Origin of the sequence: Candidatus Colwellia aromaticivorans, assembly GCF_003333305.1 — a bacterium.
GTDB lineage: Bacteria > Pseudomonadota > Gammaproteobacteria > Enterobacterales > Alteromonadaceae > Colwellia > Colwellia aromaticivorans.
In genome coordinates this window covers 37,445-49,787 of record NZ_QOLD01000045.1, presented here as the reverse complement: position 1 = coordinate 49,787, position 12,343 = coordinate 37,445, and the positions used below count along the sequence as shown (strand labels likewise).

10 protein-coding genes are annotated in these 12,343 nt (G+C 37.2%); 8 read left to right on the top strand and 2 right to left on the bottom strand.

The annotated features are described in order from the left end of the window. Nucleotides 1-89: 89 nt before the first annotated feature. The 8 genes from DWA31_RS06435 (at nt 90) to DWA31_RS06400 (ending at nt 10,144) form a co-directional block, all read left to right on the top strand. Nucleotides 90-2,402, top strand: coding sequence for a TonB-dependent receptor (locus tag DWA31_RS06435; RefSeq protein ID WP_114325789.1), 2,313 nt, complete (start codon nt 90-92; stop codon nt 2,400-2,402). Nucleotides 2,403-2,468: 66 nt separating this feature from the next. Further along, nucleotides 2,469-3,524 (top strand): ABC transporter substrate-binding protein, encoded by a 1,056-nt coding sequence (locus DWA31_RS06430; protein WP_210725559.1) that lies wholly within the window; start codon nt 2,469-2,471, stop codon nt 3,522-3,524. A gap of 104 nt (nt 3,525-3,628) precedes the next feature. Beyond that, nucleotides 3,629-4,354 (top strand): ABC transporter permease, encoded by a 726-nt coding sequence (locus DWA31_RS06425; protein ID WP_245942516.1) that lies wholly within the window; start codon nt 3,629-3,631, stop codon nt 4,352-4,354. Next, complete coding sequence (locus tag DWA31_RS06420) at nt 4,341-5,090, top strand: ABC transporter ATP-binding protein (protein WP_114325788.1); 750 nt, start codon at nt 4,341-4,343, stop codon at nt 5,088-5,090. Before DWA31_RS06425 ends, DWA31_RS06420 begins: the two co-directional genes overlap by 14 nt. 181 nt (nt 5,091-5,271) lie before the next feature. After that, nucleotides 5,272-6,426 (top strand): porin, encoded by a 1,155-nt coding sequence (locus DWA31_RS06415; RefSeq protein WP_114325787.1) that lies wholly within the window; start codon nt 5,272-5,274, stop codon nt 6,424-6,426. Nucleotides 6,427-6,649: 223 nt separating this feature from the next. Then, complete coding sequence (locus tag DWA31_RS06410; protein ID WP_114325786.1) at nt 6,650-7,306, top strand: response regulator transcription factor; 657 nt, start codon at nt 6,650-6,652, stop codon at nt 7,304-7,306. 201 nt (nt 7,307-7,507) lie between these two features. Beyond that, nucleotides 7,508-9,100: an ABC-F family ATPase gene (locus DWA31_RS06405; RefSeq protein WP_114325785.1), complete on the top strand. Its 1,593-nt coding sequence runs from the start codon at nt 7,508-7,510 to the stop codon at nt 9,098-9,100. 204 nt (nt 9,101-9,304) lie between these two features. Continuing rightward, the gene (locus DWA31_RS06400; protein ID WP_114325784.1) at nt 9,305-10,144 is read left to right on the top strand and encodes a 23S rRNA (adenine(2030)-N(6))-methyltransferase RlmJ; all 840 of its coding nucleotides are present in this window, start codon (nt 9,305-9,307) and stop codon (nt 10,142-10,144) included. Between the two features lie 580 nt (nt 10,145-10,724). On the opposite strand, the gene DWA31_RS06395 is transcribed toward DWA31_RS06400, so the two are convergent. Next, nucleotides 10,725-10,817, bottom strand: a complete 93-nt coding sequence (locus tag DWA31_RS06395) for a winged helix-turn-helix domain-containing protein (RefSeq protein WP_114325783.1) — start codon at nt 10,815-10,817, stop codon at nt 10,725-10,727. 147 nt (nt 10,818-10,964) lie between these two features. Continuing rightward, complete coding sequence (locus tag DWA31_RS06390; protein WP_114325782.1) at nt 10,965-12,314, bottom strand: DEAD/DEAH box helicase; 1,350 nt, start codon at nt 12,312-12,314, stop codon at nt 10,965-10,967. Nucleotides 12,315-12,343 lie beyond the last annotated feature (29 nt).

Here is a 12,343-nt window from a genome sequence, read left to right as displayed (position 1 = left end):
ATTTGTTTTGTATGGCAAAGTCTTTGAAATATACCATTACTTAGTTATTCACGTTACATTATGAGTGAATTTATAATTTAGGAATAATAATGAACCGCATTTTTGCTCTAACGAGTTTACTTTGTGCCTTACCCGTATTAGCTGATGATATTGAAAAAATCAGCGTTATTGGACAAACACCGCTATCAAGCAATATAGCTACAGATGCAAATATCATCGGTAGCGCGCAGTTTATAAGCACTGAAGACATCACTCGTGCCCAAGCTACATCACTTGCTGATCACATGAGAAATCAATTGGTCAGTGTAACTATCAGTGATGTGCAAAATAACCCTTTCCAACCTGATGTTCAATATCGCGGCTTCACTGCTTCACCTCTATTAGGCTTGCCACAAGGTATTTCTGTTTATTTAAACGGGGTAAGATTTAATGAACCTTTTGGCGATACCGTTAACTGGGATCTAATTCCTTTAGCTGCGCTAGATAGTGTTGCTTTGTACTCTGGTTCTAACCCAGCTTTCGGGCAAAACACCTTAGGTGGTGCCTTATCACTGAAAACTAAAAACGGCTTTAACTATACGACAAATGAAGCTGATGTTCGTTTTGGCAGCTTTGGTCAACAACAATACACAGTACAATCAGGCGGTAACAACGGTAACTGGGGATATTATTTTATTGCTAACAGCTACAAAGAAGATGGTTGGCGTGATTTTTCTCAAAGTGAATTAAAACAAGCATTAGCCTCATTTAGCTTTCAAGACGACGATAATTATTTTGAGTTATTACTTGCTGCGAATGATAATGAGATGACTGGCAATGGCGCAGCACCTGAAGAACTAATAGCTATTGAAGGCCGTGAAACAGTTTATACTCACCCAGACAGAACTAACAACGATTATCAATTAATTAGTATTTCTAGCGACTCTGTCATTAATGACAATTTATCTGTGCAAGCCAATGCATATTATCGCCAAAATAAAATCAATTCCATCAATGGTGATGACAGTGATTATGAAGATTGCGACTTTGGCGCTGGTGAAACGCTTTGTGAAGAAGATGAAGACGACGGCTCGTTAACCATGGTTGATTTTGTCGGTTACGATGAAGGGACTTTATTTAGTGATATTTCAACTATTGACCCAGATGAAGTTGATGGCACACTCAATGATGGAGCTACCGATAATACCAGCTATGGTTTTGCTACTCAATTGATCCATGTAACAAGCTTTGATAATTTTGAACAAGAATTTATTTTTGGCTTAGGAATGGATAAAGCCGATATAAGCTTTAATAGTAATACTCAATTTGGCATTCTTAATAACGATTCTGCTGAAGATGATCGTTCAGTATCAGCAACCGGCTTTTTTGATAGCGAGTCACAAGTACGCTTAGATGTTACCACTAAGCAACAATATGCCTTTGCCTCTTATTCAATGGCTTTTAACTATGGGCTAACGCTAAATATTGCTGGTCGTTACAATAATAGCCACATTATTATGAATGATATTATCGATGACGGTGAAGGCTCTCTTGATGGAAACCATAAATTTAATCGCTTTAACCCTGCTGTCGGTCTTGATTATAAAATAAACAATGAGTTTAGTGCCAAACTTAGTTACAGCGAATCTTCGCGCGTACCTAGCCCTGCTGAGTTAAGTTGTGCTGATGAAGATGACCCGTGTAAATTACCCAACGGCTTTGTTGCTGATCCTCCGCTTGAACAAGTTGTGGCTAAAACAGTTGAAGCATCAATACAATATAATACTGATTCGGTATCAGCCATCGCTACTTTGTTTTCAACGAAAACGATTGATGACATAATTTTCCAACAAGCGGGCTCAACGTCTTCAGAGGGTTATTTTGTCAATATTGATAAAGTACTACGCCAAGGGGTAGAGTTAGCATACTCAGTAGCATTTGATGAAGTTACTGTAGGCACTAGCTATAATTACTTAAAGGCAACTTTTGAGTCACCTTTTGTATCATTTAGCCCAGTAAACCCACTTGGCGCAAATCGTCAAGTTAGCCCTGGAGATGTCATTCCTGGTCAACCACAACATCAGTTTAAGCTGCATGCGGATTGGCAAATTAATCAAGACATCAGTGTAGGTACAGAATTATTATATTCTTCTGATTCTTACTATCGTGGTGATGAAGCCAATGAAAACAAAAAAATATCAGCATATTCTTTAGTTAACGTGTATTTTTCTTACCAAATAACGAGTCAATTAAATTTATCTGCGAAAGTAGATAATGTATTTGATCATCAATATGAAACATTTGGTACTTATGGCGAAGCCGATGAAGTGTTAGAAGATTTTTATCCCGACGTTGAAGAGCCATACTTTGTTGGACCTGCTAGACCGAGATCCTTCTCAGTAGGTGTTAATTACAAGTTCTAGTAATAAAGAGATATTTGCCTGTTTAGTGCAAATATCTCTCCTTCTTTTAATTATCTGGTGTTATTAATGTATACTTCCCCTATTCGTTTATTATTCTTTATTATTTGCTTTAGCTGTCTCACAATTAATGCCAATACTTATGCAGACTTGCCAAAAGTACGTGTAGGGGTATTAAAGTATGGCACCGTTAATTGGGAAATAGCGGTAATAAAACATTATCAATTAGATAAAAAATATAATTTCAATCTACAGGTAATGCCGTTAAGTAATAAAAATGCCTCTGCAGTGGCACTGCAAAGTAAAGCGGTTGATATTATTCTCAGTGATTGGTTATGGGTAAATCGACAACGCTTTAATGATAAAAATTATACCTTAGTTCCCACATCAATTGCCTCTGGCGGCTTGTACGTTGCCGGTGACTCTACTGCAAAATCACTAAATGACCTAACTCAAACTAAAATTGGCGTAGCTGGCGGATCAGTTGATAAAAATTGGTTACTATTACAATCGTATGCACAAAAAAAATATCAGCTGAACATTAAAGATAGTGCTGAAATGGTGTTCGCAACACCGCCATTACTAAACCGCTTAATGGAACGAGATGCTGTAGATGCAGCAATCAACTTTTGGCATTACAATGCTAGATTAAGTGCTAATGGCTTCAAACTATTGGTAAGTGTGCCAGAAATGCTAGCTGAGTTAGGCATAACCAATAAAGTGCCATTACTGGGATGGGTGTTCGAGCAAGCATGGGCGATTGAACACAAGCAAAAATTAACCAGTTTTCTACAAGCCTCTAAAGAAGCCCAACAGTTATTACTATACTGTGATGATGAGTGGCAAAGAATACGCCCTTTAATCAAAGCAGAAAATGACAAAGTTTTTCTAGCCCTAAAAAATGAATACAGAATTCGATTACTAGATAAATTTGGACCTGAAGAAATTAAGGCAAGTAAGCAAATATTCTCTGTTTTAGCAGAGCAAGGTGGCAGAAATTTAGTGGGTAAAGCAACAATATTGGCAGAAGGTACTTTTTGGAAAACAAATAAAGTGAATCCATCTTTTGACAAAAAGATTGCCGACGACTTAATAGGTCATCAAATAACATGTCCGCTTAAATAGGATAATTGACTATTAACACACATTCTAACGAGCAAGCATTAACAAGCCGGTTATTTACATTGTTAATGTCCATATTGACATCACCAGTATATGGCCGATTATTAATGTTAATAATCATCGCTAGCGCGTGGCAAAGTATCGCTTGGTTCGTCAATAGCGCTGATTTCCCTTCATTATTCATTGTATTAGAAAGCTTTATTTATCATTTTTTTCAAGGTGATATGCTAGCCAATCTCGCGGTTACCTTAACTCGTGTATTAATCAGCTTTACCATAGCGATGATTTTAGGTGTTTTTATCGGTATTTTAATGGGTACCAGTGAGCGACTTAATCAGTTAACCGACACCTTGCTCATCATCGCCCTTAATATCCCTGCCCTAGTGACTATTTTACTGTGTTATATCTGGTTTGGCTTGGTTGAATCAGCCGCAATAACTGCGGTAGTTATTAATAAAATACCCACCGTTGTTGTCATGATAAGAGAAGGCGCCCGTGTGGTAGATGAAGATTTACTCAATGTTGCGAAAGTGTATAAATTATCTTTAAGTAAAACTTTTTTTAAAGTATTTTTACCACAACTTTATCCCTACATTATGGCGTCAGCACGCGCAGGTTTATCTTTAATATGGAAAATTGTCTTAGTGGTTGAACTGTTAGGACGAAGTGACGGCGTTGGCTTTGCCTTAAACACCTTATTTCAGTTTTTTGATATTGCTGGGATTCTCGCTTATACCTTTGCTTTTATTTCTATCGTGTTAGTGATTGAGAACTTAATTTTTAGGCCATTAGATAAATTAATCGCTAGAGGTGTTCACCATGATAGAACTTGATATTGCCATTAAAGATAAACACTATGCAAATAGCGATGCTGTAGTACTAAAAGATATTGAGTTTACGGTTAAGCCAGGTGAGTTTACTGCGATTATTGGCCCTTCTGGCTCTGGTAAAACGACATTACTAAACATGCTCTCTGGGCTTGAAGATGCCACAGGGCAAAAACTGTTATGTAATTCAAAAGCACTCAATGACTGTAAAGAGTACCAACTAGGTTACGTTTTTCAACAACCAAGGTTAATGCCTTGGCTAACCGTTAATGAAAACATACAGCTAGTGTTACTTACACCACAAGAGGAAAAAATAGAAACATTGTTAGCGCAAGTTGGCTTAGCTGGCAAAGGTAACTATTACCCTAAGCAATTATCTGGCGGCATGCAACGACGAGTTGCTATTGCAAGAGCTTTTGCTGTTAACCCTGAGCTGATTTTACTTGATGAGCCCTTTAACTCTCTTGATGCGCCAACGGCAGCTAAACTAAGGTTACTACTAGTAAACTTGTGTAAAAACTGTGATAGCACCGTTGTTTTCGTTACTCATGATTTAAGTGAGGCTATTAACTTAGCTGACCGTATTATTTTTATGAGCAATTCGCCCAGTTCAATCATTCATCAAGTTAATGTTGACTTACCTAAGCCGAGAAAAGAGTCAGGCAGCACTGAACTTGCTTGGCAGGCAAAACTAATGAGTCAGTATCCTAAAATCCTTTCTGGCAGTATCAATACCGATTGAAAAATTTCCCTACCTCATCCTTTTTTTATTTTCTCCTACTTAAGTACTACGCATTTGGTGTAGCACTAAGGGATGTTTTTTTTCACTATCATTACCAATACCGCTTAACTGTAGAGTTTTTTATCATTATTGTAATTACAATAAAACCGATAAAACCTATAAAACATAAAGGAAACAAAACATGACTACAAAATTTAAATTAGCCGCAATCGCCCTTGCCTGTACCACAGCATTTAACGCCAGTGCCGCTGTTGAATTGTATAATAACGATGAAGGCATGACGTTCACTGCAGATGGTCTAATAAACATATTTTATTCTAGCAGCGATACTGACATGACTGATGACGCTGGTGTAGAGACAAACAGCAAACAAGCACGTGTAAGAACAGGTTTCTTACCAAGCTACATTGGTTTGAATTCTAGTAATAAAGTAGGTGACTATACAGTAGCTACCCGTTCTTCATTTTGGGTTTCTTTAAGTGATCCAGACGTTGAACGCGGTGGACAAGGTTTTGGAACTCACTCACAAATTGATATTCGTCAGTTTTATGCCACAGTAAGCGGCGACTTTGGTGAAGTATTACTAGGTAAAGATTTTGGTCTGTTTAACCGTTCTAATATTTTTGGTGATGAGTTATTACTTGGTTACGGCCAAACTTCTAACGCGCTCGGTTTAGTGGATGGCGGTAATGTGTCTTTCGGTAATATTGCTACCGGTTATACCTATGCTTTTCCAAAAGCACAAATCACCTATAGAACCCCTGATATGAGCGGCTTTAAATTAGCGGTTGGTATTATGGATCCTAATAAAGTTCATAAAGATTCAGATGAAGATATGCCGCGTTTTGAAGCGGAATTAACCTACGACACAACTTTTGATGGCGGCTCAGTAAAAGGTTGGGTTAACGGTATGTCACAATCAAGTGAATATGCTGGTGCTGATCAAGATCAATCTGGTGTTGGCTATGGTGTTAACGTTAAATTCTCAGGTGTATCACTAACGGCTTCTGGTTTTGACGCTGAAGGTGTAGGTCATTTTGGAGGTTTAGATCACATCGTAACTGATGAAACTACTGAGACTGATGGTTACCTAGTACAAGCATCTTATACTATGGGTGATAATCGTTTTGTAGCTTCTTACGGTGAATCTACGATCGATAACGGTACAATGGAGACAGAAAGTAGCAACACTAACGTTTCTTATTTCAGAACTGTTGTTCCTGGAGTTACCCTTGTAGCTGAATTAAATAAAACTGAAATAGACAATAATAGTACTTCAAATCTAACAGCAGAAGAGAATAACGTATTCTCAATTGGTGCTGTTGTAACCTTCTAAATTTGTAATCTTATAAATTTACAACATACCAAAAGGAGCAGAAATTTATTTCTGCTCCTTTTTGCTTCTTATAAATCAAACAAATACGCATTATTTAACAGAGAAACATTATAATGGTATATTTTATAACTTAAAGATGAGATTCTTACCACTAAGGGATGATTAAATAATTAAATTCACTCTGTTAGAGTGTAGAAGTGCAATAATATCAATAGGTAATACCATGTATAAAATTTTAGTCGCTGATGATCACCCTTTATTTAGGGATGCCGTAATAAATATTATTTCTCAAACTTTTCCTGAGTCTGAAATTTTTGAATCCAAAGACATTGAATCAACGCTTGCCGTTGCAAAAGAAACTAATGATATCGATCTTATTCTGCTAGATTTGAACATGCCTGGTATGTCAGGCCTTGCCGGCTTACTTGATTTACGTAATCAATACCCAACAATTCCAGTGGTTATTATTTCTGCAGAAACTGAAAAACAAGTTATCCTACAAACTATTGCTTACGGCGCTGTTGGTTTTATTGCAAAATCATCCGCAAAAAATATTATCGGTGAAGCACTTAAAAGTATATTTGAAGGTAATGTTTATTTACCGGCAGATATTATTCGTTCACAAACAAGCGTTAACCCAGCAAAAGAATTCGAAGTATCACCAGAAAAAATATTTTTATTAACACGCAGAGAATTAATGGTGTTACAACACTTAACTAAAGGTGAAGCAAATAAACAAATAGCTTTTAACTTAAATATTTCTGAAACGACGGTAAAATCACATGTTTCTTCTATCTTAAAAAAATTAGGCGCGTCCAATCGTGTAAAAGTTGTTGTCGGCTGTAGTGATATAGATTTCAATCAATATTTAAAACGCTAATACATCAACAACACAACTAACATGAAATACTGTTCTTCGGCGGTACTACTTAACCGCCAACTCAAGTAACTGTTCAAACACCTAAACTCTCTCCCTCTGATAAACACTGACAATTAAAAGCCATAGATAGTAATATCAAAGCCATTTAAGTATAATGCGCCCCATTATTTACCCAGTTCTTACTATTGTTACGGAAGCCTTATGCTAGCAGCAAACAACATTACTCAACAATTCGGCGCTAAGCCTTTGTTTGAAAACATTTCACAAAAATTTGGCGGTGGTAACCGTTACGGTTTAATCGGTGCTAATGGTTGTGGTAAATCTACCTTCATGAAAATTTTAGGTAATGATTTAGAGCAAACCTCTGGCAATGTTAGCCTTGATACTGGTGAGCGTTTAGGTAAATTACGTCAAGATCAATTTGCCTTTGAAGAGTATAACGTAATTGATACCGTAATAATGGGACATACCGAGTTATGGGCGGTAAAAGAGGAACGTGACCGTATTTATGCTTTACCTGAGATGAGTGAAGCTGATGGTATGAAAGTGGGCGATTTAGAGTCTGAATACGCTGAAATGGATGGTTATTCTGCTGAGAGTCGTGCTGGTGAGTTATTAATGGGTGTTGGTATACCTGTTGAGCAACACTACGGTTTAATGAGCGAAATAGCCCCCGGTTTTAAATTACGTATTCTACTTGCTCAAGCTTTATTTTCAGACCCCGATATTTTATTACTTGATGAGCCAACCAACAACTTGGATATTCATACTATTCAATGGTTAGAAGATACCTTGAATGAGCGTGACTCAACTATGATTATCATCTCGCATGATAGACATTTTTTAAACAGTGTTTGTACACACATGGCTGATTTAGATTACGGTGAATTACGTGTATTCCCTGGTAACTACGACGAATACATGTTGGCTGCTACACAAGCAAGAGCACGTTTATTATCTGATAATGCCAAGAAAAAAGCACAAATAGGGGAACTACAAGCCTTCGTTGCACGTTTTTCTGCTAATGCATCAAAAGCGAAACAAGCAACATCTCGTGCTAAACGAATCGACAAAATTCAACTTGATGAAGTAAAAGCCTCTAGCCGTAGCAACCCATTTATTCGCTTTGAGCAAGAAAAGAAATTATTTCGTAATGCGCTAGTCATTGAAAACCTCAATAAAAGCTTTGATGATGCCCATATTTTAAAAGACATTTCTGCCTTAATTGAAGTCGGTGAACGTATCGCTATCATTGGTGAAAACGGTATTGGTAAAACGACTATGCTACGTTCATTAATGAATGAAGTCGGTTATGAAGCCAGCTCTGGCGACGTTACTTGGTCTGAAAATGTTAATATTGGCTATTACGCACAGGATCATGAATACGAATTTGAAACTGACATGACGTTATTTGAATGGATGAGTCAGTGGCGTCAACCAACCGATGATGAACAAGCTGTTCGCGGTTATTTAGGTCGTTTACTTTTTTCTGCTGATGATATTAAAAAATCAATTCATGTACTTTCTGGTGGTGAAAAAGGTCGGATGTTATTTGGTAAACTAATGATGCAACAGCCAAATATTTTAGTTCTTGATGAGCCAACCAACCACATGGATATGGAATCAATTGAATCGTTAAATATGGCACTTGAAAGTTACGAAGGCACCTTATTATTCGTTAGTCATGACCGAGAGTTTGTTTCAACAATCGCAACACGTATTATCGAATTAACCAAAGACGGTTATATTGATTTTGCTGGCACTTACGATGAATATTTAGCCAGTAAGGCATAACCCTTCGACCCTTCGACAAGCTCAGGGCTCAGGACAAACGGATACTAATAACCGTTCATATTGAGCACGAGGTACGTCAGTGTTAACGGATTACTCCGTTAACACTGAGTGCTAGGTACGGGCCAACGGGTTATTTATTCCGTTCATACTGAGCGCGAGGTACGAGTAGTCGAAGTGCTACACCCACAATTTCTAAGGATTTATATGTTAAGTTACCGTCACGCTTTTCATGCTGGCAATTTTGCTGATGTATTAAAACATAGTGTCTTATCACTTGTTTTAGATTATATGACCCGTAAAGAAAAAGGATTTTGCTATATAGATAGCCATTCAGGGGCTGGTATGTATCAATTGGCTGATGAATATGCACAAAAAACAGGGGAATATAAAGACGGTATCGCAAAAATCATTAACGATGACGAGGCACCTGAGTCACTTGAGTGTTATTTATCGCTAATCAACAGCCTTAACCTCAACAATGACCTTGAAGTTTACCCTGGCTCTCCTGGGATAGCTAAAGCCTTTGTACGTCGCCAAGACAGTAGCCATTTATTTGAATTACATCCTACTGATATTCAACACTTAGAAGATTTTTGCCAACGCTGGCGTAAAGTGTTTGTTAAACAGTCTGATGGTTATCAAGGTGTACTCGGTTTATTACCGCCGCCAAGTCGTCGTGGTGTGGTACTCATCGATCCGCCTTACGAGCTTAAAGAAGATTATCAAAAAGCAGTTAAAACAATAATAAAGGCCTATACAAAGTTTTCTACAGGCACTTATATCCTTTGGTACCCTGTTGTTAAGCGCGAATTAATTGATCAAATGAGTGATGACTTCACCACGAGTTCAGTCAAAAACCTATTACAGGTAGAATTTTGCCTAGAAAGTGATACGGATGAATACGGTATGACCGGTACAGGATTATTTATCGTTAACCCGCCATGGCAACTATCGCAACAGCTTGAAGAAATATTACCTTATATGAAAACTAAATTGGGTAGTAATGAGAGTAACTATACGCTTAAGCAGTTAATTGCTGAGTAATGTTAAACTAAGAGGCGACTATCTTTGTGCTAATTAATCTCGATTAGAATTAAGGCTGAATTAGTGCCTCAATTTATACTAGATTTAATGTAACTACTCACCTATCGTCACTCCCGAGATGTTTTAATCGGGAGTCTAATCTTTAAAACAGGCAGATTCCGGCTTCAGCTTTGTAGTTCCAGACCAAAGCTAGACCCTACGTCCTGTAGGCAAAGACACAACCGGAATGACGTGCACGCTGGGTATGGTGAATAATTACCAATAATTTATCACTAATTACATATGACAAGTTTTATAGAGTGATTTATCATTCAATGATTAACGTAATGAACTGCTATCACTATAAAAAAGGTAATTTAAGCTTTAATGCCTGACCATTTAAGGCACCTATCAATTAAATTAGATGATAACACTTCAGTAAGAAATTAAAATATTCAGATGTAAAAACTGTAATGAAAAGGCATAACAAATGATGTTAAATAAATATCGGTATTTGATCTGGCTTAGCTAAAAACAATATGTTTTTCTTAATTGATCGGCATTGCTATTCTAAGACCAATGATACATTATGAGAAAAAATTCATATATGTAATTTATAACCAACGCCTTTAATCGTTATGATCCAATGTGGGTTATCTGGATCACATTCAACTTTCTTTCTCAATAAATGCATGTGTTCATACCAAGTAAGGAACAAAACTACGAACGGTTAAGCTGAAGCTTCAAAAAGATACTAAAAAAAATGCCGGTCAGTGTTAACTGACCGGCATTAAACTATAGGTTGCTTTTTTCATTTTTATCGCTATTTTACGCCGGTGTGTTAGTCCTGTTCTTTTTTAGTCGCATCTTCAATTTGCTCTGGCGTTAACGGTTTTTTACGTTTAATAATTTTCATTGCACCCGCATCTTCAATATCAAGAAAAGTTTTTTTAATCACTTTTCTTGGTCTAGTATCAGCAGGTCTTTTACTTTTGACCGTATCAGATTTTGCTTTAACTACTTTAGCTTTTTTCGGTTTTAAGCCTTTAAACTTAACTTTAATTCCTTCCACTTTAGTAAAGCTGATTTTTTGCTGTAAAAAAGCTTCGACATTTTTAAAGCTTAGCCAGTCATTAGGACCCACTAACGAAATAGCATCACCTTGGGTTCCTGCACGGCCCGTTCGTCCTATACGATGAACAAACTCTTCAGTATGCTTTGGCATGTCAAAATTAATCACGTGCGATACGTTGATCAAATCAAGGCCACGTGAGGCTAAATCGGTAGTCACTAATATTTTATGCTTACCTTTAGCAAAGCTCTCCATGATCTGATTACGTTGGCCTTGGTTTAACTCACCACTTAAAGCAACCGCATTAAGATTTGTATCCGTGAGTAGCTTAGCTAAACGATCAGTATCACTTCTTGTTGCAGTAAAAATAATAATTTGTTGAGATTTCTCTGTCGCTAAGAAGTGATGTAATAGTGCTTCTTTTTGTGTAAGGTTATCAGCAAGGTAAAAACGTTTCGAAATATCAATGTGTTCAGTATGCCCTGCTTCAATTGCAATTCGCTTAGGTTTTCGCAGTAATTCAGTCGCAAACTCATTAACTTGTGCGTGATCTAATGTTGCAGAAAACAGTAAAGTTTGACGTTTACGGTGATCAGCCGCCTTATTAATTTGGCCTAACTCTTTGCTAAAACCTAAATCAAGCATGCGGTCTGCTTCATCTAAAATAAGTAGCTCTAAACCATTTAGATAAAAGTGTCCTTGCGTTAAATGATCAGCCAAACGACCTGGCGTGGCAACAATAAAATGTGGATCTTTCTCTAACACTTTAACTTGGTCGTTAAAGTTCTCACCACCTAAAATTAATACCGCTTTAAATTGAGTGTTCGACGTAAACAAACGTAATTGACTAAATACCTGTTTAGCCAATTCACGTGTTGGCGTTAAAATAACAACACGTGGATCTCGCTTTGACAAAGCACGGTTTTTAGATAAACGCTGCAACGCAGGAATGATAAAAGCTAATGTTTTACCTGATCCTGTTTTCGATGAAGCAATTAAGTCATGCCCCGCCATCGCCGCGGGAATAGCTTGTTGCTGAATTTGTGTTGGCTCGCTAAAACCAAGATGAGCTACAGTATTCATTAAGCTATTATCTAAACCAAAATCACTAAATTGCACTAGGCATTCTCCTACGTTTACATAAAGTG

What these genes read in the sequence shown, in the direction of transcription:
- DWA31_RS06430 (WP_210725559.1), top strand. Translation starts at nt 2,469, where the DNA reads ATGTATACTTCCCCTATTCGTTTATTATTCTTTATTATTTGCTTTAGC.
- DWA31_RS06395 (WP_114325783.1), bottom strand. Translation starts at nt 10,817, where the DNA reads ATGCATTTATTGAGAAAGAAAGTTGAATGTGATCCAGATAACCCACAT.
- DWA31_RS06420 (WP_114325788.1), top strand. Translation starts at nt 4,341, where the DNA reads ATGATAGAACTTGATATTGCCATTAAAGATAAACACTATGCAAATAGC.
- DWA31_RS06415 (WP_114325787.1), top strand. Translation starts at nt 5,272, where the DNA reads ATGACTACAAAATTTAAATTAGCCGCAATCGCCCTTGCCTGTACCACA.
- DWA31_RS06400 (WP_114325784.1), top strand. Translation starts at nt 9,305, where the DNA reads ATGTTAAGTTACCGTCACGCTTTTCATGCTGGCAATTTTGCTGATGTA.
- DWA31_RS06410 (WP_114325786.1), top strand. Translation starts at nt 6,650, where the DNA reads ATGTATAAAATTTTAGTCGCTGATGATCACCCTTTATTTAGGGATGCC.
- DWA31_RS06405 (WP_114325785.1), top strand. Translation starts at nt 7,508, where the DNA reads ATGCTAGCAGCAAACAACATTACTCAACAATTCGGCGCTAAGCCTTTG.
- DWA31_RS06435 (WP_114325789.1), top strand. Translation starts at nt 90, where the DNA reads ATGAACCGCATTTTTGCTCTAACGAGTTTACTTTGTGCCTTACCCGTA.
- DWA31_RS06425 (WP_245942516.1), top strand. Translation starts at nt 3,629, where the DNA reads ATGTTAATAATCATCGCTAGCGCGTGGCAAAGTATCGCTTGGTTCGTC.